The sequence below is a fragment of the Granulicella sp. S156 genome, from assembly GCF_009766105.1.
In the GTDB taxonomy this organism is placed as follows: domain Bacteria; phylum Acidobacteriota; class Terriglobia; order Terriglobales; family Acidobacteriaceae; genus Granulicella.
Map to the genome: position 1 here is coordinate 53,874 of NZ_LMUH01000017.1, position 21,556 is coordinate 75,429.

The 21,556-nt window shown below is 55.9% G+C and carries 13 protein-coding genes; 7 read left to right on the forward strand and 6 right to left on the reverse strand.

Features of this window, described 5'->3' with window-relative positions; translation table 11 throughout:
- The first annotated feature begins 25 nt into the window (after nt 1-25).
- From GSQ91_RS13725 to GSQ91_RS13745, 5 genes are all read left to right on the forward strand, one after another.
- Nucleotides 26-1,387, forward strand: coding sequence for a hypothetical protein (locus tag GSQ91_RS13725; protein WP_254064578.1), 1,362 nt, complete (start codon nt 26-28; stop codon nt 1,385-1,387).
- A 231-nt stretch (nt 1,388-1,618) separates the two neighbouring features.
- A complete protein-coding gene (locus GSQ91_RS13730) occupies nt 1,619-3,886 on the forward strand; it encodes an alpha-N-acetylglucosaminidase (protein ID WP_158822328.1) in 2,268 nt (755 codons plus the stop codon).
- A gap of 22 nt (nt 3,887-3,908) precedes the next feature.
- A complete protein-coding gene (locus GSQ91_RS13735; protein WP_158822329.1) occupies nt 3,909-5,060 on the forward strand; it encodes an acyltransferase family protein in 1,152 nt (383 codons plus the stop codon).
- A gap of 86 nt (nt 5,061-5,146) precedes the next feature.
- A complete protein-coding gene (locus GSQ91_RS13740) occupies nt 5,147-8,512 on the forward strand; it encodes a TonB-dependent receptor (protein ID WP_254064580.1) in 3,366 nt (1,121 codons plus the stop codon).
- A 381-nt stretch (nt 8,513-8,893) separates the two neighbouring features.
- Entirely contained in the window at nt 8,894-11,230 is a 2,337-nt protein-coding gene (locus GSQ91_RS13745; RefSeq protein WP_158822330.1) for a glycoside hydrolase family 2 protein, read from the forward strand.
- 68 nt (nt 11,231-11,298) lie between these two features.
- Here GSQ91_RS13745 and GSQ91_RS13750 read toward each other — a convergent pair whose 3' ends face one another.
- Both GSQ91_RS13750 and GSQ91_RS13755 read right to left on the reverse strand, forming a co-directional pair.
- Nucleotides 11,299-11,994: a response regulator transcription factor gene (locus tag GSQ91_RS13750; protein ID WP_158822331.1), complete on the reverse strand. Its 696-nt coding sequence runs from the start codon at nt 11,992-11,994 to the stop codon at nt 11,299-11,301.
- Nucleotides 11,985-13,430: an ATP-binding protein gene (locus tag GSQ91_RS13755; protein ID WP_158822332.1), complete on the reverse strand. Its 1,446-nt coding sequence runs from the start codon at nt 13,428-13,430 to the stop codon at nt 11,985-11,987. The genes GSQ91_RS13750 and GSQ91_RS13755 overlap by 10 nt, the downstream gene beginning before the upstream one ends.
- Nucleotides 13,431-13,722: 292 nt before the next feature.
- Here GSQ91_RS13755 and GSQ91_RS13760 point away from each other — a divergent pair, with 292 nt between their 5' ends.
- Nucleotides 13,723-17,163, forward strand: coding sequence for a TonB-dependent receptor (locus GSQ91_RS13760; protein WP_256370383.1), 3,441 nt, complete (start codon nt 13,723-13,725; stop codon nt 17,161-17,163).
- A 141-nt stretch (nt 17,164-17,304) separates the two neighbouring features.
- Here GSQ91_RS13760 and GSQ91_RS13765 read toward each other — a convergent pair whose 3' ends face one another.
- The 4 genes from GSQ91_RS13765 to GSQ91_RS13780 form a co-directional block, all read right to left on the reverse strand.
- On the reverse strand, nt 17,305-17,826 hold the full coding sequence (locus GSQ91_RS13765) for a cupin domain-containing protein (protein ID WP_158822334.1): 522 nt from the start codon (nt 17,824-17,826) through the stop codon (nt 17,305-17,307).
- A gap of 178 nt (nt 17,827-18,004) precedes the next feature.
- Entirely contained in the window at nt 18,005-18,877 is an 873-nt protein-coding gene (locus GSQ91_RS13770) for an NmrA family NAD(P)-binding protein (protein WP_158822335.1), read from the reverse strand.
- A 159-nt stretch (nt 18,878-19,036) separates the two neighbouring features.
- Complete coding sequence (locus GSQ91_RS13775; protein WP_158822336.1) at nt 19,037-19,663, reverse strand: NAD(P)-dependent oxidoreductase; 627 nt, start codon at nt 19,661-19,663, stop codon at nt 19,037-19,039.
- A gap of 252 nt (nt 19,664-19,915) precedes the next feature.
- Nucleotides 19,916-20,626 (reverse strand): DUF4386 domain-containing protein, encoded by a 711-nt coding sequence (locus GSQ91_RS13780; protein ID WP_158822337.1) that lies wholly within the window; start codon nt 20,624-20,626, stop codon nt 19,916-19,918.
- 186 nt (nt 20,627-20,812) lie between these two features.
- On the opposite strand from GSQ91_RS13780, the gene GSQ91_RS13785 reads away from it, so the two are divergent.
- Nucleotides 20,813-21,493 carry a TetR/AcrR family transcriptional regulator gene (locus GSQ91_RS13785; protein WP_158822338.1) on the forward strand — a complete coding sequence of 227 codons (681 nt, stop codon included), beginning with the start codon at nt 20,813-20,815 and terminating at the stop codon, nt 21,491-21,493.
- Nucleotides 21,494-21,556: the final 63 nt, after the last annotated feature.

Consider the following 21,556-nt stretch of genomic DNA (forward strand, 5'->3'; position numbering starts at 1 on the left):
GCTATCATCTTGATAGGAACCAAATGTGATAGAGACCAATGCCAAGCCGGAACAGGGCTTTTCCCCCGCAGAAGAAAAATCTGCGGGGATGGTCGACGCGCGAATGGAACTCCTCCAGCGCGTCTTGGCCTCTCGCACGTTTGCCAAGTCCGTCCGGCTCACCCGGTTCCTTGAGTTCATCTGCCTGCGTACCATCGAGGGCAACGCCAGAGAGCTCAATGAGCACGAGATCGGCATCCACGTCTTTGCGCGTTCGCCGGCCTATAGTGCCTCGGATGACAGCATTGTCAGGACACAGGCGCGCCTCCTCCGCCAGCGGCTGGAAGAGTACTTTGAACACGAGTGCCCAACCTGCCCGATGGTGATCTCGATTCCGAAGGGTGGGTATGTTCCGGTCTTCGAGCCGCGCAATACCGCTTCCAAGGCGCCTGTCTATGCACCGTTAGCGCCCATTCAGACAGACGAATCTCCAGCCATCCCTTCTGTCAGGGAGAACGCGGATAAGGACTCCCCTGACGCGAGATCTCGCCGTAAATGGATCTACGGCACCCTTGCCGCAGGGGTGACAGGCGTTCTTCTGGGGCTGTTCCTCTCGTATCTCTGGTCCACGAGCCGGAATCAGGGCCCGTCCGACGCGCTCTGGTCGAGCATCTTCAGCCGTGGACGCTCCGTTGTCATCGTTCCGTCGGACGACGCTCTGGTCCTCTTTGAAGAGCTGACACAGGCCTCCGTACCGCTCGACGAGTATCTCAGCGGAAGCTACTTAGGCAAGTCAAACCTTCCCCACGCGGGCACAGCGCCTCTCACCTCTGACTGGTTTGCCGCGCATCAATATACAAGCAGCGCAGACCTCAACCTCGCCATGCGGCTCGGCCAGTTGCCCGAAGCCGTCAACGGAAAAGTTGCGACACGCAATGCACGCGTCCTGCGCATCGACGATCTCAAGAGCAATAACGTCATTCTGATTGGTGGAATCGCATCGAATCCCTGGGTTGGCCTGTTCTCCGATCGTTTGAACTTCGACGTCAACTACGACTGGAAGTCCTCCGAGGGGTATGTCTTAAATAAGCACCCGCTGCCGGGCGAGGCCACGATCTATCGGGACGCGATCTCCGCCGACGGGACCAGACGCAGCTATGGGGTGCTGGTCTTCCTGCCCGGGATAGAGGATAACGGCCAGGCGTTGCTCTTCGAAGGAACGGGCATGGCCGGGACAGAGGCGGCGGCAGACTTTCCGTTCAACCCCACTTCTTTCCGGAGCTTTGCCCAGCAGATCGGAGCCACCTCAGGCAAGATGCCCTACTTCGAGGCTCTGATTGAGACCACCAGCATCGCCGGCAACGCTCCTGAGGCTCGCTTGATAGCCTACCGCCTGATCAAACCTTAATCCTTCGTGACAATCCAGTGCTCCTGGACGATGAACCGCCCCTTCTCTTGCTTCGGGCGAGTTTTGGCTCGCCAATTTTTTGGCATACACCGGACTATATCCGTCTCACATTTGCTGAAAATTGCCGTAAAACGTCAGTTTGACGGTGAAAACGGAGCTCGAAACGGTGAAATCGCTTCACAGTTCCGTTATGGGTGTGAATACTCGGCACATCGAGGCACTCTCCTATACATGTGGACACGACGTAAATTTATTGGGGCATCCTGCGCCGGCGTAGGGGCAGCACTGGCTACAGCCGACCTGAACGCGAGCTCTCTGGAGCCTACCGCCCCAGCCCGTCCACGAGTTCCTCGTCCCACCCATTCCGTTCAGCAGACGGCAGTCTCGTCCGCGCGAGATGTACTGACTCGCCAGCTCGGTACCCGGGCCGCCGAGTTCGATCTGGCCTGGATTCCCCTCGCCGACGGCCGGGAGGTTTACGAGATTGAAGCGTCGGCAGGCCGAGTCAAGATCTCGGGCAGCAGTGGGAGCGCGCTCTGCCGGGGGGCCTATAGTTATCTGCGGGAGGCCTGCCATGCCATGATCACCTGGAGCGGGCGCCACGTTGAGCTTCCTTCCAGCCTGCCTGATTTCGCGCATCGGCGCGTTGCCTGCCCGTACAAGTTCGTCCAATATCTGAATCCCTGCACCTACGGCTACACGATGGCGTTCTGGGACTGGGCACGATGGGAGCGCGAGCTCGACTGGATGGCCCTGCACGGCATCAACATGCCGATTGCCATGGAGGGCCAGGAGGCGATCTGGCAGAGAGTATGGCTTTCGCTCGGACTCACTCAGGCGGAGATTAATCAGTTTTTTACAGGCCCTGCCTATCTGGCTTGGCATCGCATGGGCAACATCGACAACTTCGGCGGTCCGCTGCCGCAGAACTGGATCGACGAAAAGCGCGTCCTGCAGGGAAAGATCCTCGATCGGATGCGCGAGTTGGGAATGAAGCCGGTAGCTCCAGCCTTCGCCGGATTCGTCCCCATGGGTTTCAAGCGGCTACATCCCGAGGTCGAAACCTTCACGCTGCTCTGGCTGCAGAAGGAGTTCAAGACAATCCCGCGCAGCACCCGAACGTTCATCCTTCATCCCGGTGAGCGGGCGCTCTACCAGCAGATCGGCAAGAAGTTCATCGAGGAGTACAAAGCCGAGTACGGTGAGGTCGAATACTACCTGGCGGACACCTTTAACGAGCTTGCCGTGCCGGTCAGCGAAGACCATCGCTATGAGGATCTGGAACGTTTTGGGCGGACGATCTTCGAGAGCATACAGGCCGGCGACCCGAACGGCACCTGGGTCATGCAGGGCTGGCTCTTCGTCTACGACTCTGTCTTCTGGGACAACGCCTCGGTCGAAGCTCTGCTGCGCGGCGTACCCAACGATCGCATGCTGATCATCGACTACGCCAATGACCTCACGCCTGCCCTGCGTGACAAGTATTCTCCGGGCCAATGGAAGCTGCAGAAGGCGTTCTTCGGCAAGCAGTGGATCAATGGCATGGCCCATACCTTCGGCGGCAACAACAACATCAAGGGAAACCTGGCGTTGATGGCGTCCGAACCGGCGGCCGTGCTCGCGAGTGAGCAGCGCGGAAACCTGGTTGGTTGGGGCATGTGTCCCGAGGGTATCGAGACCAACGAAGTTGTGTATGAGTTGATGACCGACGCCGGATGGAGCAGGGAACCCATCGACCTTAACGTGTGGATTCCGCAATACTGCATCGCGCGTTATGGAGCCTGTCCCGCTGCCATGCAGCAGGCGTGGACACTGCTGCTCAAGAGCGCCTACAGCTCGCACATCTGGATAACCAAGCAGGCATGGCAGGCAGAGCCTGGCGATCATCTTGTTGCATCCTCCATTGACTCAGGCCCGACGTTCCAGAAGGCCGTAGAACTCTTCCTCTCCTGCGCGCCTGAGCTATCGCACAACGAACTCTATCGCAACGATCTGATTGAGCTGGTAGCGCAGTCCGTGGGCGGACATGTCGACCAGGAGTTGGCTCTGGCAGTTCAGGCGGCTGATTCCGAGCAGCACGAGGTCGCTGACGAGAGTTCGACTCGGGCGATCGCGTGGATGAACCGCATCGACGCGCTGATGAATCTGCGTCCCGACCGTCGCCTCGAAACCTGGACCCAGGCCGCGCGCTCGTGGGCGAAGAGCGACGACGAGGCCGCTCATTACGATGAGAACGCCCGCCAACTCATCACCACGTGGGGATGGCCGGAGCTTTCGGACTATGCCTCCCGCGTGTGGTCTGGGCTGATTCGCGACTACTATGCCCCACGCTGGTCGGCCTACTTCAAGAGTCGCCGCTCGAACAGCCGTTTCTCGCTCGATCTGTGGCAGCAGACCTGGTTGTCGTCGCCCTATCGTCCGAGCGATCCCATGCCGGTCCCCGATCTGATCGTTGAGTCCCAAAAGCTGCTCGAAGAATGTCGTTGTCATATCGCGTAATACGCGAGAAGAGGAGATGCCCATGCCGTCCGGTTCAGAGACACAGCACGTCGCACCCAAGCCGTCATCGCGGCTGCTATCGATCGATGTCATGCGTGGCATTACGGTCGGGTTCATGATCCTCGTGAACAATAACGGACAGAACGAACTGGCCTACCGTGCGATGAATCATTCCCCGTGGAACGGATTTACTCCCACCGATCTGGTCTTTCCCACCTTCCTCTTCATCATGGGCATCTCGATCGTGCTCTCCTTCGGAGCCCGCAAAGCGCAGTCCACGCCGAAGAGCGAGCAACTGCTTCACATCCTGCGGCGTTTTGCTCTGCTGGTGCTGTTGGGCCTCGTGGTGAACGGGTTTCCCTACTTTCATCTCGATACCCTACGCATCTACGGCGTGCTGCAGCGTATCGCGGTCTGCTATTTGCTGGCCAGCCTGCTGCAGCTGCTGACCAATCGTATTGCTCCCCGAATCGTGCTCCTTGTGCTTGCGCTTGCAGGATATTGGGTGATGTTGCGCTGGATTCCAGTGCCCGGCCATGGCATGCCGGTTAGAGACTTTCCTCTGCTCGATAAAGACATCAACCTTGTTGCCTATGTCGATCGTCACATCTTCCCGCATCGTCTCTACGAAGGCACGCGCGACCCCGAGGGTCTGCTTAGCGACCTTCCTTCGTTCGCCAGTACGTTGCTGGGGATGATCGCTGGTTGGTGGCTGACGACTGCTCGTCCATCTTTGGACAAGTTCAAATCGTTGGCCATCAGTGGAGTCCTGATGCTTGCCGCAGGTCTGCTCTGGTCGCAGAGTTTCCCCATCAACAAAAAACTCTGGACTAGTTCCTATGTCCTCTACGCCGGAGGCTGGAGCGTTCTGATCTTGGCCGCATGTTACTTCGCGCTGGAGATCAAGCAGTGGAAGGGAAGATGGACCTATCCGTGGCTGGTCTTCGGCACGAATGCGATCACGGCCTACGTTCTCTCGGAACTGCTCTCGTCTGCCGTCTCAGTTTTTCATGTCAACGCAAGTCAGTCGTTCCAGCAGTTTGTATACTCCGGCTTTTTTTACCACGTGGGAACGCCCGCGTTCGGCTCGCTCGTCTATTCGATCCTCTTTGCAGCGGTGTGCTGGATACCAGCGTGGCTGCTGTATCGCAGGCGCATCTTTATCAAGCTCTAGCAACGAACTTCTACTTCGGCCACTTCATGCGTTGTGTACAGAACCAATCGCAGACCTCACTCAAAGTTGGAAAGGAATTCGCCTTTATGACGAAACTTCTAAAAAAACTATCTCTGGCAGTAGCCATCGCCTTTGGTCTGAGCCTTAGCGTGACGGCAAAGGCTCAGAGCACGTTGGCACAGCTCTCCGGAAAGATCACCGACTCGACGGGCGCTGTTGTGCCTCACGCTCGAGTCACTGCCAAAAATATCGGCACGAACCTCACCAAGAACTCTGAGAGCAATGATGTGGGAACCTATTCCCTCGTCGCGCTTCCGCCAGGTAGCTACACCCTGACCGCTGAAGCTGCTGGTTTCTCTACCCGGGTTCAAACGGGAATCGTGCTTAATGTCGCGCAATTTGCCACTCTGGACATTGCTCTTCAGCCGGGTGCGACGCAGGACACCGTTACTGTCAACGGCGGAGCCGAGTTGGTCAACACGACTACGGCGGAGATCAGCCAGGTGATCGGTGAAGATGCGATCAAGGATCTGCCTCTTAACGGCCGCGATCCTTCCAGCCTGGTCAATCTCTCGGTGGGTGTTACTAACGAACTGATCTCGCAGGCGTCGACGCTTCCCGGCTCGAATTCGTTTCCGCTCGAATCGGGTGCGTCTGCGGGCGGCCAACGTCAGGGCAGCACGTGGTACCTCCTCGATGGCGTCGCCAATATGGACACCTTCGCTCTGCTTGCCGCGCCGTTCCCAAACGCCGACGCGACCCAGGAGTTTCGTGTCATCTCGAACAACTTCGATGCGCGCTATGGCTTCGCGCCCAGCGCAGTCGTAAGCATTCAAACCAAATCAGGCACCAACCAGTTTCATGGTGGCCTGTTCGAATTCATTCGTAATAACGACCTGAATGCTTCCAACTGGTTTACTGGTTCTGTCGATCCGCTCAAGCGCAATCAGTTCGGTGGTTATATCGGAGGCCCAATCTTCAAGGACAAGCTTTTCTTCTTCACCAACTATCAAGGAACGAGAAGCAGCTACAGCTCCGCGTCGAATACGACCGATACTCCGACACAGGCCATGCTAAACGGTGATTTCAGCGCGCTTACTCCTTGCCCGGTCCCACAGACAAATCCCGTCACCCCTTGTGATCTCAGTGGTCCGCTGGCAGGAGTCTTCCACACTGTGAACGGCAAGATCCAACAGGTAGACACCAGTTTGTTTAGCCCCGGTGCGCTAGCCATCGCCAAATCGCTGCCGCTCGGTCTCGACCCGGCAACCGGCAAAACCAACTATATCAACCCAGCGCAAAAGCTTACCTACAACGAGAACACCTCGCGTCTGGACTACAACATCAATTCCAATCAACGCGTCTTCCTCCGCAGCTTTACGTATCTCTACAACCAGCCTGGCGCCACCACTCCCGGCAATATTTTGGCAGGCGTACAGGGACAGAAGGGAACCTACCTGAACCTCGTTGCAGGCCATACGTGGACGATCAATCCGACGGTGTTGAACAGCGCCACGCTCTCCTGGGCAGAGATCGATTTCAGCACCGGCACTGTAGAAAAGAACGCAAGCGGAAGCCCCATTTGCCTATCGGAGTTCATCAACGTGACTGATCCGGCTGGACAGTGCTATATCGGTGGTCTCTCAGCCTTTGATGGAAATGTGCTCTATGGTGGCGGCCTTGGCTTCAATGCCTTCACCGGCGGACCCAATGACACCCGCCGCCGTTACTGGTGGTTCACCGATACGTTGACCAAGACCATCGGCAAACACACGATCACCGCCGGAGCGGACATCATGCACCGCTATGGCTTTGAGTTCAATGGCGGCAGTGTCAATCCATCTGTCAATTTCAATGGCCAATATACCGGCTTCCCCTTAGCAGATTTCCTGCTGGGCTATCTAAGCGGCATGAGCCAGGGAGCAGGCGAAAGCGGCAGCGAATCGGGCTACATGATCGGCCTTTACGGTCAGGACCAGTTCAAGCTGCGTTCTAACATTACGGTTACCGCCGGCCTGCGCTGGGACCCGAACTTCCCGCTACAAGTCGCTGGAGGCCGGGGTGCGGTCTTTGCTCCTGGACAGCAGAGCACGCGCTATCCCAATGCTCCGCTCGGACTTGTCTTCCCGGGTGACAAGGGAGTCAATGATGGCTTGATGCCTACCACCTATGGCTACTTTGAGCCTCGTATAGGTATCGCGTGGCAGGTATATCCTGGCACTGTCGTTCGGGCAGGCTTCGGTATGTTCACCACGCCCCTGGAAGATGCTTTCTACAATCACGTTTGGGATACGGCTCCCTTTGCGCCTTCCTATAGCCTCTCTGGAGGCAGCACCACGCCTCTCTCCTTCGACAATCCCTGGAGTGGCTTCAGCTCGACGGGAGGCAAGAGCCCGTTCCCACCCTTCGCTTCGCCCTCACAGATTCCAGCTTCCAACACAACCTTCATCACGCCTCTTGCCGTTCCGGCAGTCTTCGCCCAGAACTTCAAGCTCGGGATCACTCAAAGCTGGAATCTCTCACTCGAACAGTCCTTTGGCAGTCAGTTCGTTCTACATATGGCGTATGTCGGTGCAGAGTCCTTCCACCAGGCAACTACAGTCGATCAGAATCCCGGCGGATTTGTCTGTCCCGCCGGTGTCGCTGTGAATCCGACGAACTGCAGCGACGTTCGATCGACCTATACGAACTTCGCCCAGATCATTCAGGTTCAGCCTGCGGCTACATCGAGCTATAACGCGCTTCAGGTCGGACTCGAAAAACGCTTTTCGCATAGCATTCAGTTCCAGTCCAACTTCACCTGGTCCCATGACACTGACGTGGGCGGTTCGGGCGATCCATCGTTCGAATCCAGCGTCAGCGATCCTCATAACATTGGTCATGATCGGGGACCGTCGAGCCTGAACTATCCCGTCGTCTCCGTCTCCAATCTCGTCTATACGTTCCCGTTACTGGATCACCAGAACGTCTTCGTAAAGAATCTCCTGGGTGGGTGGGAGATCTCTGGCCTCTATACTGCGCAGTCTGGAGCCCCCTTCACCGTCAACGGCGGTCAGGGCAACAATAACTCCGGATTTCTGGTGAACCAGGATCGTGCTGACGAGATTCCAGGGGTACCCCTTGGTGTACGGCAAGGAGGTAAGAGTCACTGGGTCAACTCCTATATAAATGCAGCCGCATTCACGAACAATGCTTATGGCACTCCTGGAAATTCCAAGAAGTTCCTGATCCAGGAAGCCCCGATCGCTACTGCGGATCTTGCCGTCATCAAGAACTGGAAGATCGCGGAACGCTATAAACTGCAGTTCCGTTGGGAGGCATTCAACGCGCTCAACCACCCCAGCTTCGGACAGCCGGACTCCAATCCGGGTGACTCGAACTTTGGCCAGATTACCTCGATTGGCCCGGTGGCTCCACGTGTCATGCAGGGAGGCCTTAAGCTGTCCTTCTAGCTAGCAGAGTAGTATCGTCGATGGCCCCGAGGATGCATCCGCACCCGAGGGGCCATACGCCGTTCATCTCCTCAATAAACTGTGTGGTGTACCCGATGCATTTTGAGTTTTCCGTTGCCCCAAAGGTGATCATCCTGAGCAAAGTGGCTCGTGCCCTCTACAATCTACTTCTGTTCAGCTATGCTCAAGGCCGAAGGCCCCCCACGCCTCTGCACCTTGATTTCTTTCGACCGATGCCCCGTGTGGATAGAGGCGCGACAAGAATCTGGTGGTTGGACTGGTTCGCACGATATCGGCCAATGATCTCTCACAGTCCCTCGACTCTCCATCCCCAAATGCCAAGCCATGCAGACTCTCGCAACCAAAATATAAGGCCTTAAGATGATCGATCGTAGAAAGTTCATAGCGGCAGGCGGCTTATGCCTGACGAGTGCAACCTCTATCGCCAAAGCTTTCACTGCGCTCTCGCCCGCAGCAGATAGCTCTCCAGGCCGCACGATCTATCCGCTTAATCAGGGCTGGCTCTGGTCTCGCGAAACTCCGTCCGGCGCGCACGAAGCCGGCTTTGATGATTCAGCCTTCACTTCAGTAGGGCTGCCGCACAGCAACGTCTTTGTACCCTGGCACGGCATCGACCAGACGAGTTATCAGTTCATCTCCACCTATCGCCGTCATTTCACTTTGCCGTCCGAGCATAAGGACAAGCGAGTCTTCGTCGACTTCGAAGGTGCAGCCACCGCATCGCGGGTCTGGCTCAACGGCACACTGTTGGGTGAATACTTTGGAGGCTTCACGCCATTTTCCTTCGAACTCACCAAAGCTCTCGATTGGTCGCATGAGAATGTGCTGTGCGTAGAGGTCGATTCGCATGAACTCTCTGAAGTTCCACCGTTCGGTTACGAGATCGACTACCTCACGTATGGCGGAATCTATCGTGAAGCATCGATTCGCGTCGTATCCCGTACTTTCGTAGAGAACCTTCAGGTACGCACATTGAACGTGCTCAGCGGCTCGGCTGAAGTGGAAGTCGATGCATGGCTTGATTCCGTCGAGCCGCACTCCCGCTCGTCCTCCTACCTGCTCGCTGTCGACTTGCTCGATGGCTCTCGCGTGGTGGCACGAACCGAGCAAAAGCTGACGGCGTCGGATATGCAGGCTGGACATGCGACGGTTCCGTTACGCGGACTCCCCGGCATCCAGTTATGGCAGCTCGATGCACCGGCGCTCTACACGCTGCGTCTTGAGCTCCGCCAGGGAGGAGAAGTCCTCGACGAAGTCACGCAGCGCTTCGGTTTCCGCGAGGCACGATTTACTCCGCAGGGATTCAGCCTCAACGGCAAAATCATTAAGCTCCGCGGACTCAATCGTCACCAGAGTTTTCCCTTTGCCGGTCCCGCAATGCCGGCTCGAGTGCAGCGGCGCGATGCAGCAATTCTCAAGCAGGAGTTAAAGTGCAACATCGTGCGCTGCTCGCACTATCCGCAGTCGCATCACTTTCTGGACGAATGCGACAAGCTCGGCCTGCTCGTTATCGATGAGACGCCGGGCTGGCAGCACGTCGGTGACAGCACGTTATGGCGCGAGCGCTATCTCGACAACACGCGGCGTATGATCCGGCGCGATTGGAACCACCCTTCGGTCATCCTGTGGAGCATCCGCATTAATGAGTCGCGCGATTTCCACGATCTGTACGTCAAGGTTAATGCTCTCGCCCGCTCTCTCGACACCACACGCCAGACGACTGGAGTGCGCTACTTCCAGGAATCCGAGCTGCTCGAGGACGTTTTTTCGATGAACGACTTTGGATTCCCATTGAAGGAACCCAATCACCCTCTTTATCTCAACACCGAGTTTGTCGGCGCCGAGTTTCCCGTTCGCCCATGGGACAACAACGCGATTCACCGCGAGCAGATTCTGCGCTACGCACGCATCTACAATCAGATCGCAGGGGATGCACGCTTTGCCGGTGGCTTGGGCTGGTGCGCCTTTGACTATCAGACCCACGTCGACTTCGGTGCTGGAGACCACATCTGTTACCACGGTGTGATGGACACCTTCCGCGAGCCAAAACCCGCAGCCGGATTTTTCCGCTCGCAATGTTCGCCGCAGGAAGAAGCCGTGCTCGAGCCCGGCTTTCACTTCGCGGAAAATGACGAGCCGGGCGGCTTCGAGAAAGAAGTGATTTGCTCCAACTGCGATGAGATTCAGTGTTCGATCGTGAGCAACGGCGTCGCCAAGCCAGTTGTACGTCTCAAGCCGGCGCACGACGAGTTTCCGCACCTAGCCCATCCACCCTTCTTCCTTACCTTGCCTGACGGCAACGACGTCTGGGGAGATTTGCAATTCGATGGCTATATCGACGGCAAGCTCGTTATTTCCAAAACCTGCTCAGGGAAGGGCATCGACCAGAAATTTACAGTCACAGCGGACGACGCCGAGTTAGTCGCAGATGGTTCCGACGCTACGCGCATTTCGCTGCGCATCACGGACGAATACGGTGCGATCCGACCACTCTGCAATGACCCCATCTCGATCACGCTGGAAGGTCCAGCGGTGCTTCTCGGAGAGAGTCTTGTATCTCTCAGCGGCGGTGTAACCGCAGTGTGGGTGAAGTCGACCACTATTCCCGGTGACCTGATTCTCACGGCTCGTCATGCCCATTTCGGAGAAAAAAAGGTGACCATCCAATCGCGACTCGCACCTAAGCTCGGCATTTAGGTCATTTTTACGAATAGTGTGATGTAGGAATGAACCACCCCAGAACTGTCATCTATCAGCAGCGGTCTCTATGCCTGGCGAAATCGATAACCAATATGGCTTTCCGTCAAAATGTAAACAGGATTTGCCGGATCATCTTCGATCTTCTTCCTGAGTTGGTTGATGATGACTCTCAAGTACTCGCGCTCATTGCCATAGAGCGGTCCCCAGATCGAAGTCAACAGGCGTTCGTGGCGTATGGGGCAGCCTGCATGTTCCATCAAATAGCGCAGGGTCTCGTATTGTTTCGGGGCCAGGTGTATTTTTTCTCCTCTCCGTTCCACCTGGCGGCGAGTCGCATCCAGGCTTATGTCGCCGATGATGCTGATAATGTCAGGTCCTGCCATCGGAGCATGGCGACGACGTATAACAGCTCGTAGCCGCGCGGTAAGCTCTCGAATCTGAAACGGTTTCGTCACATAGTCAAACGCGCCCGCGTCTAAGGCTTCGACTACATCATCTTCCGCATCACGGACGGTCAGCATAATGACCGGGAGTCCTGGGAAGCTTTGGCAGATCCTGCGGCATGTTTCCTTGCCACCCATTCCTGGCATGTTGATATCCAGCAGTACGGCATCATAGTTAACCATGTGGAGGCGCTGCAAAGCATCCTCTCCATTGTTGGCCTCTCCTACCACGAACCCCAACGCCCCCAGTGTCTCGAACAGACTCTGCCGGATTCCTGCATCGTCCTCTACTACCAGTACCTTGCTCTTCAGTTCCACGTCTGCTCCTCCATTGCCATGCGGGGTAATGCAATTGCGAATGTTGTTCCACTCTCACGGTCACTATCGACCCACACACGACCTTGGTGGGCTTCAGCAATACGCCTGACGACGGAGAGACCAATGCCCGTACCGGAGACTGTTTGGACATAACCAAGTCCTCGATAAAAACGCAGAAAGATCTTTTCCCTCTCCTCGGGAGGAATATAAGAACCTTCGTTCTTGACCCTGACGACCAAGTCTGTCCCCTCTTCCTGCACGGCGATGACGATGTGGGAACTGGACTGGCCATATTTCACAGCGTTGTCCAGGAGTTGCAGGAGAGCCATCTGCAGCAGCTTCCTGTCTGCACGCACGATACTCGGTTGGGCCGTAAGCTCAACGTCGATGGCATGTCCGTTTAGCTCCTGAGAAGCGCCTCCAACAATGCCTTGCAGAAGTTCGGCCAAGTCTATCTCTTCCGGCTTTGCCTTCAGGTCGCCACTATCCAGCTTCGCTGTAAGCAGCAGGTGGTTGGCAAGGTCGCTCAGGTGGCCTGCATGCCTGTCGATCAAATCGACTAGTCTCTTTTCCGTGCCAGACAAAGTGTCCATGGCAAGCAACCCTGAGCTTGAGGCTCGGATGGTTGTAAGGGGACTCTTGAAGGCGTGTGCCAGGCCGTCCAGTATGGCGGAGCGAAGTTGCTCGCTCTGACGAGCGGCTTCGGCGTTGGCTTCCGTGGAGAAGGATCGTGCCCTCTCGATCGCCACAGCGGCGAGTGCCGCAGCAGCATTGATAGAAGCAGTATCGAGCATGTGTCCGCAAAGGACCAGAGATCCAATGGGCCGCGTGCCTAGTCGCAGCACGCGCCCTGAAATACCCGGGCTACGATTCTCCTCCTTCGCGTCCAGGAAGAAGATGGACTTGACGTCATCATCGGTTACATGGCATTCGCCACTCCTCGACATATGCAGGTCGTAAGCGTTCCACAAGATGGCGCCTTTGATTCCAAGGCTGGATCGTATGAGATCTGCAAGCGGTTGGCCAACGGCTTCTTTGGGGTCGAGTAGGAGGAGTTGCTGACTCAACTCATATAGCTTCTGTACTCGAGATTGATGCAACTCCGACTCACGCGCATGACGGCTAACTTGGTTCGAAAGCCTGCTGACGAGCAGGGCCGCTGCTTCGAAGGTGATGAGAGCCACCCAATCATGGGAGTCTGTGATGTAAAACGCGAATAACGGTTCGGTAAAAAAGTAATCGAGGCATGCGACGGAGAGGATAGAAACAACGCTCGCTTCAAGGAATCCCCAGCGAAGTGCGATCGCGGCAACTAGGAAGAGGTGGGCCGAAGTAGCGGAAGAGAGGTTGAAATGAAGCCGAAAGGCAACCAGTGTAATGAGCAACGCCGCAAGACAACCCATCACGATCCTGCGTAGAGTATCGCGGGTTGGCATAGCAATCATCGGTCGTTACCCTTTGTCGCAGTATAGGATTTCGCGCATAAGTAAACCGTTAAGAGAAGGATTATGCATTGAAAATGCCTTTCACGATTCACTGAAAGTGTCGGCTTTTTTCGACATTATGAGGTGATTCGATATGAAAGTTCTTGGAGGCCTGTTTTCAGAATCCAAGACAGTACCCACGTCCCTTGCAGAGGACAGGTTGCTGTTCAATAAGCAAAATCAGAGCAAAACCCATGACCGGAACGGCCGGGTGTGGTGCAAGACTCTGAGGCACACACTTGCCATGTTTATCCCGGTTGTTCTCTGTTGTCTGGTTCTAGGGATCACGCCATTCGCAGACGGACAATCAACCTTTGGCAGTGTTAGAGGCGCTGTGCAGGATGCGACCGGTGCCGGCATCCCCGGAGCTCAGATCGTATTGCACAGCACGGATGAAAATACAGACCGCAAAGTAGTCTCGGACGCATCGGGCGACTTCACCTTCGAAAACGTCAAGGCCGGCCACTACAGCCTGCGGGCGCATCGCGATGGCTTTGCCGATACGCTCGTCGACGGAGTTACTGTCGAAGCCCGTCAGGACTTGAGGCTTTCAGCCACGCTGAAAGTCGCGGAGCAGTCCACGATCGTGGAAGTGAATTCGGGCGCCGATCAGATCAACACAGAAAATGGAACGATCAGCGACTCGAAGACCAACATCGAGATGACGCAACTGCCCTTAAATAATCGCGCCACTACAACCAGCCCTTTGGGAGCACTTGGCCTCTCACCGAATGTCCAGACGGACAGTGCGGGCAATATCTCACTTGGAGGAGCCAGCTCCTCGATGGTGAACTTTTCAGTCGACGGTATTTCGACTGCGAACGTGAGACAGAATGGCGCTTTGCAGGATGCGTATCCCTCTCAGGAAGGGATCTCTGCGGTCAAGGTCACGGCCTTCAACAACAGCGCGGAGTTCTCACAGATAGGTGATGTGACGTTCACGACAAAAAACGGAACCAATGCCTACCACGGTAGTGTGTTTGAGTATCTGCAAAATCAGGCCCTCGATGCAGATCCATATGGGTTCAACGGGAAGGCTCCTAAAAAGTTCAACACCTTCGGGTTCTCGCTCTCTGGACCGGTAACTATTCCGCATCTGTACGACGGCCACGATAAGACCTTCTTCTTTGCCGACTATGAAGGCAATCGCCGGTCAACAGCTACCCTCCAACAGTTTCTCGTCCCCTCGCTGGCTGATCGCGCCGGAAATCTCGCGGATATCTGCGGAGGCACCATCGCCCCAGGCTCGATCAACCCCACCGCTGCTGCATTGCTTGCCTATATTCCCAAACCGAACGTTGCAGTTGCGTTAGGTTGCGGAACGACTGTCCCTTACAACTATGAAAACTTCCAGTCGACGCCGGCACGTACCGATGGAGCGGATCTGCGCATCGACCAGACGATCGGCTCCAAGCAGTCAGTCTATGCACGCTTCAGCCGCAAGGACATCACAGAGGACGTTGCGAATCCCTTTCTTCCTGACGATGTCGACAGTGTCCACAATCGCAGTCTTCTGGTCTCGGATACCTATACCATCACACCGAAAATTCTCAACGAGTTTCGCTATGGTTTTACCAACGTCATCACCAGTGTCAACTTTCCTATCCAGGGATCGACCGCTCTGAGCGATCTGGACCTAACGGGTGTGAATATCAGTCAACATCCCACAACTCACGCCTTCCCGACCTTTAACTTCAGCGCAGGGACAGGCTTCGAAAGCAACCTCAGCACGGGCGCAGCCATCGGTAGAGACAAGGCCGGCGTCACCCAATCGAAGACAACTCAATTCAGCGATAACCTCACCTTCACCCTTGGCAAACATACCTTCAAGGGAGGCATCGATATACGCCGGGTGCGGTACTTCGATCTGGAGAGCTTCGCCCCGGAGTTTGCGTCCGACGACTTCGGCACCTTTGTCTTCCAACCCACTTTCACAGGAAATGCCTTTGGTGATTTTCTTGAAGGCACCCCCACCAACACCTACTTCGCAGTCTCAAGCCCGGATGTGGGTGGCGCAGCGACTCAGTACAGCTTTTTTGGTCAGGACGAATACCAGTTGGGCAGCCGCCTGACGCTTAGCTACGGTTTACGCTGGCAGATTCTTCCTGGCTTTCAGGAAGACGGAGGAAATCTGGCTAACTTCGATCAAAGGAACAACTCAATCGTCGTTCCCGATGCGCTTGCGGCCTATCTCAAGAGTCAGAACATCACGGCGTCGAACGTGGCCTTTCAGCAGTCATTCAATGCCTGCAATCTTGGTAACACGTCGCTTCCATGCACAAAGTATGTGACGGCCAGCCAGGATGGATTGCCGCAGAGCTTGCGCAATACGTATAAGGGTGACTTCCAGCCGCGCTTCTCGATTGCCTATCGTCCCTTCAATGACACTAAGACCGTGGTGCGTGCCGGCTTCGGTATCTATACGATGACCAACCTGGGGCCGCTCTCGTTCAACAACAGCGGTAATCCGACGTCCAGTCTCTTTGTCTACAACGGCAAGATAGCTGGGTCGAACACACCTCAGATCGTCTTCCCGAATACCGCGCCGCCAAGCACGGGAGGCCCTACATACGGCGGCGGCGGACTGGATCAGGGCGTCGATCCAAACTACCGCGATCCGCAGTCAAACCAGTGGAACGTGACCGTAGAACGCGAGATAACCAGCACCACTGTCATTAGGGCCAGCTACGTGGGGATGCACTCCTACAGGCTCAACCTGACGGAGGACCTGAACCAGATTCCGGCGAGTTCAACTGCTTATAACAGCGGTGCCACTGCGGGACCTTTCGTGGACACGCGTGCACCCTATCAGAATTGGTCCACCCTGCTCAGCACCTTCAATGCCGGAGAAGACAACTACAGAGCCTTCGTACTTGAAGCGACACGCAGGATGCAGCGTGGGCTCTACTTCAGCGCAAACTACACGCACGCTGACAATGTCGCTGACAACCAGGGAGATGCACCCAACGCCTTCGCCGGAGAGGTCAACTATGGATCGGCCATTACCGATCGCTTCCATATCAAGCAGGACCTCGGCAATGTAGAGGGTACACGTCGGCACCGTATGTTGTTGACAGGTGTTTACCAGCTTCCGTTCGGCAACGGGCGTTCGTTTATGAACGGCGGCGGCATTAAGGATGCGATTCTAGGCGGTTGGGATCTAACGACGATCACCTTGCTGGAAACAGGTCCATGGCTTACGCCAACGGTAGGCGCCGGAGACTGCCAGATTCCTTTGAATGCTGCCGGCAACTGCGTTACTGCAAGTGGCCAGCAGGCAACCGCCGACCAGTCAAACACAAACGTCGTGGGCCGCGAGACCGTATTACGTCCCGATGCGGTCTCTAACAACTACTACACTGGCCAATCAAGAGCAGCCTATTTCAACGTCCACGCGTTTGGCTATACCCCTGTGGGGGCCGGTCGTATCGGTAATGCAGGGGTTGGTATTCTGCAAGGTCCTGGAACTGCTACTGTCAGTCTCGGGGTTGCCAAGCGGTTTCACATTTACGAAAGATTCAACGGCCGTTTTGAAACGACCTTCACCAATGTCCTCAACCACACGAACTTCGCTCCCCCTGCGACTGCGATAGATAACTCAACCTTCGGTGCGTTGAGCGCTCCGCAGACTGCAGAAAACGCGGGAAACCGCACAGGCCAGGCAGCGCTACGGATCGACTTTTAGGCGTCGTCATCGATCGAGAGGCGCGAACGTTATACGTTCGCGCCTCTCGTCGTGTAGCAGGATTTATAAAGGTCTCCACGAGCTCATACCTTGGGAAGAGCATTGCAGAGCGCAAGGGCGAGCACCGGATACGCTAAATTGCTAAGCATGGTCTGCGACAAGGAATGTCTGATTCTTCTCCATCGACTTCGTCAATTTCTGGAAATCGGCTTGAGCGAGTTGAGCGGGCAGAAAATCTGTTCTGCCCTCCGGATGCACAGCATCCTTCATCATCCGCTCGTGGTGATACGTTGACACACTCAGCACGCGGCACGGATGTTCACTCTTATTGAAGAATGTATGAGGCGCATTGGGCTGCACCATCAGACTCTCCCCGGCTTCACACGCGTCCCACTCAGTGACATCCTGGTTGTTCCAATACCCAATTGCCAGAGTGCCTTCCAGTACATAGAAAAACTCCGCAAAGGGGTGCCTATGAAGTGGAATACCCATGCCCGGCACGACCGTGGTCTCAAAAATGGAGAAGGTGTAGCCCGTGTTTTCTCCCAAGGCCCTCCAGAGCAACTTCATTTGCCCGACATCAAGCGCAGGGCCGCCTGTTTTGTTGTTCTTAATAACGTTGTGATGAATGACTTCTTCAAGTGGCGTGGGAAACTTTGACATAAAGCGATCCTTTCTTAGACCGAAGATGATGCTCTGATGCGAACGCTAGGGCGTCGCAGGCGATCAGCCGTCCGCGACGCTCGTTGCACCCAAAACGAGATCTTTCATGTTTGACCTCGATCTTTCTTGACGTAGCGCCGCAGTTCCCAATGAACCGGGCTGATTCAGCTTGCCCCGACTACGCCTTAGCGGCGTTCCGTGCAGCCGCAAACACATCGCGTGCGGACGTCTTACCCGCTATGTGCTCGGTACCCGCGACCCCGAGGTCCATCCATCCCGCGTTAACACTCTCATACGTTTCTTCGGCAGCCCCCGTGTGGCCCTTCGGGACGCCGAACTGCTGGAACGCATCCGCCCAGGCGGCACGCGGGAGTGCAAAGGCTTTTACGTCGAGTTTCAGGACTTCACCCAACTGTGCGGCCACTTCATCCGCGCTCACCATCGAACCCAGCTCGATGACACGATGCCCTGGCCACGCCGGACCGGTGAGAAGCGTTGCCACCTCAGCGCCGATGTCGTCGGACGCGACCATGGTCGATTTCCGGTTCGTAGGATTGTAGAAGACCGGTAGTGTTCCGCCCTGGGCGGCCTGCAAGCCGAAAAGAAAGTTTTCAAAGAAGCCGCCTGCGCGCACAAATGCGACCGGAGAGGTCAGGCTGCGAAAGCCTTGCTCCAAAAGTGATAACGACGTGATCATCCCGATCCCACTTGTTCGATTCGCGCCCATCGACGAGAGGGCTACCACCCGCGAGGGCACTACCTTGCTCAGCGCCTCGACATAGTTCGCTATCACGCCCTTTGCTTCTCTGAAATCAGGCGAGGGTGCCCATACAGCCGGCAGCATCACAAACGCGCCCTCAACACCTTTGAGAGCCGCCGCTATGGCTGTCGCATCGTTCCAGTCTCCGTCCACCAACTCCACGCCTTGGTCTGCCCACGTCGCTGCTTTCTCGCGATCGCGCACAAGTGCTCGTACCTGTTTGCCTTGCTTCAGCAGATGCCGCGCGGTGGCGCCGCCAACGTTTCCAGTAATGCCCATGACTAAATACATGCTCGTTTTCTCCTTGTTGTTCTTGCAGCGTGAGTTGCGCAGCTAGCACTCTGCTAGTCCCGTGAGTTTCCACAGTTATCTGTCGCATGAATCGTTACAGGCCTTTACACAGCCGATCGGATCGCCTCGATGAGGGGTTTGATCCTCGCGGAGGCCTTGCTATGTGGTCGTCACTGTCACGGCCTGACGCACATACCGGCTGCTTTCGAGTTCCTTCACCATGAATGCCGCAAGATCGGAGCGCGCAATCCTGTGCGCCTTCTCGCCGCCCGCGGTGCTCAGCACCCTGGCAACGCCGGTCTTCTCGCCGTCGGTCAACATCGGCGGCCGCACGAGCGTCCAGTCCAGGTTGCTGCCTTCGATCTCGGCCTCCATGCCCGCCTTGTCTACCAGCAGACCCCGCAGAAATGTCCTCATGAGCAGGTGCTCGTTGAAAAAGCCGGCGTTCTTGACGCTCTCGCCCGCACCAACCACCGAAATCTTCAGCAGTCGCCGCACGCCATTGCGCCGCATCGCGTCCACGATATTGTGTGCCGCGCTCGTTTCCATCGTCGTCACTTTCCACGGCGTCTTGCCGCCGAGCGCGTCGATCACCGCATCCTGCCCGGCTACCGCAACGTCTACCGCAGCCGCATCCAGCACGTCGCCCGCAACAACTCTGACATTTGCCTTCTTGTACTGCGCGGCACCACGCACGAAAGCCGTCACCTTATGTCCGGCCGCCAGCGCCTCATTTACCAGCGCCTCTCCGCTCTTGCCAGCTGCTCCAATCACTAGAACTTTCATCGCATCCTCCTTTTGCCTCGTATATGGCCGCCCATCCAAATGCGCGACCTGACGATTAGAGGTCATTGCTAACCATTGGTTACAAAATATTCATTGGTTATAGATTCTAAGCGGATTTACCTTTGCGCGCGCGTGAACATATCAACCGCTGTGCCATGACAGGGTGGCGCTTTTGCAACCGCAAATCGTCCCACAAATCGTCCCACAAATCGTCCATAGCTCTCTCTTGTCCGTTTCTTGCAGGGATACTCTTCACGCTTGGAGTGCTTGGGACTCCCGGTTCAGCCCCTTGACCATCAGCCACAAACCGGTTGCCACTTCCGAGAGTCCCGTCGGGATAAACGCAAGGTCCAGGATGCTCGTGTACTCCGGGAGGATGAGCTTCGCAAAGCACGCTGCAATCACCAGCAGAGAAGCGAAGATACCGAGCCCGGATAGTGCTCTCGGAATGTAGCGGGATCGAAGGAAGAGATAGAAGAAGATGGTCGATCCCATCCCCATAAAGATGGCGCTGACGTTTAGGGAATTTGCTGACGCCTGGGTTATCAGCTCCGAAAGCTCACTCAACTGCCCCACGCTGAACATGCCTGCGTGATCTGCAGCAATGTGAACGGAGGATGAGAGAAATTGCAGGACGATCCACATAGAGCCAAGAACAATCTCACTCAGCCGGAATGAAAACGCGGCCAGTGCAAGATTCCGATTTGCCGGGCGAAGAGCTACGTAAAGGCTGATCGCCAGCCAAAGCGCCAGGAGCATCGTACTTAATTGGACCGAAACGCCGATTCGATATACGTGCTCGGAAGCGGCGATCCGGTGCGAGGAATCTATAAAGTTGCCGCTCTTTTCGACACTGGACCTCAGAAACAGTCCGGTGACGAATACGGCAATCACCAGCAGATACGCCAGTCCTGCCATTCGTGCATATTTGTTCTGAGCGATACGTTCGTTAACTTCTTCCATACTGTCTCCTTGATGAAACGTATGCAGCTAGCACCCGACGGTTCCGTGGGATTTCTGCGGTGGCGCGGGGGCTGAAAGCAATGTCAGCGAGATATTGAACCGTTCCATCCATCGGTTATATTGTAACCAATGGTTATAAGTCAACAAGTGGTTGAAAAAATCATCAAAAGAGGCTAAGCTGGTGAAGTGACAACCACATCACCAAGTCGCCGGGTAGAACGCAAGGAGAGGCTGCGGGGCGAAATCCTTGCTGCTGCCAGCAAAATGTTCGTGGATCACGGTTACGAAGCCGTGACGCTTCGTGCGATCGCTAAAGAGATCGGCTATACGCATGCCGTGATCTACCAGCATTTCCCCGACAAATCGCACATTCTTGCCGAGTTGAGCAGCGAGACGATCGGGTTGATGATTCAGAACTTCGACGCCATTGCCGCGAAACATCCTGCACCGAAAGAGCGTCTTTTTGCGACTTCACGCGGCTTGATTCAATTCTGCATTGCCCATCCACAGCAGTTCCGTAACGTCTTCTTCGGGCCTGAGAACCGCAACGGCGTCCGCGCTGGACAATACATCAACGACCTTGGCGCGCCGTTGTTTGGGCGTTTCGTGCAGCTCTTTTTCGAGGTTGCCAAGGATGAAGGATTGCCAGATAGGGATGACATAGTGATAGCCCACACCTGGTGGTTTACGATCTTTGGCCTCGCCGCACTCATGGTCATCCAAGGGGTTGTGCCTGACTTGCCTGACCAGACTCTCGTGGTCGAGCAAACGATCGCCACGCTTTGGGCGGGCGTTCAGGTTGTTCCGCGATTGCCGAAGAGCGCAGTCTCTAAGCGATCCAGCCGGTCCATTGCTCCAAAGCGCTAGGCGGTATCCACATATAGACTTTGCAAGTTTTGTAGAAGCTGATGCAGTTGAAATGTGGCGAGT

Excerpts from the sequence above, each read along its gene's own strand:
- GSQ91_RS13755 (WP_158822332.1), bottom strand. The coding sequence starts at position 13,430 with ATGCCAACCCGCGATACTCTACGCAGGATCGTGATGGGTTGTCTTGCG.
- GSQ91_RS13735 (WP_158822329.1), top strand. The coding sequence starts at position 3,909 with ATGCCGTCCGGTTCAGAGACACAGCACGTCGCACCCAAGCCGTCATCG.
- GSQ91_RS13770 (WP_158822335.1), bottom strand. The coding sequence starts at position 18,877 with ATGTATTTAGTCATGGGCATTACTGGAAACGTTGGCGGCGCCACCGCG.
- GSQ91_RS13775 (WP_158822336.1), bottom strand. The coding sequence starts at position 19,663 with ATGAAAGTTCTAGTGATTGGAGCAGCTGGCAAGAGCGGAGAGGCGCTG.
- GSQ91_RS13740 (WP_254064580.1), top strand. The coding sequence starts at position 5,147 with ATGACGAAACTTCTAAAAAAACTATCTCTGGCAGTAGCCATCGCCTTT.
- GSQ91_RS13760 (WP_256370383.1), top strand. The coding sequence starts at position 13,723 with ATGTTTATCCCGGTTGTTCTCTGTTGTCTGGTTCTAGGGATCACGCCA.
- GSQ91_RS13745 (WP_158822330.1), top strand. The coding sequence starts at position 8,894 with ATGATCGATCGTAGAAAGTTCATAGCGGCAGGCGGCTTATGCCTGACG.
- GSQ91_RS13730 (WP_158822328.1), top strand. The coding sequence starts at position 1,619 with ATGTGGACACGACGTAAATTTATTGGGGCATCCTGCGCCGGCGTAGGG.
- GSQ91_RS13765 (WP_158822334.1), bottom strand. The coding sequence starts at position 17,826 with ATGTCAAAGTTTCCCACGCCACTTGAAGAAGTCATTCATCACAACGTT.
- GSQ91_RS13780 (WP_158822337.1), bottom strand. The coding sequence starts at position 20,626 with ATGGAAGAAGTTAACGAACGTATCGCTCAGAACAAATATGCACGAATG.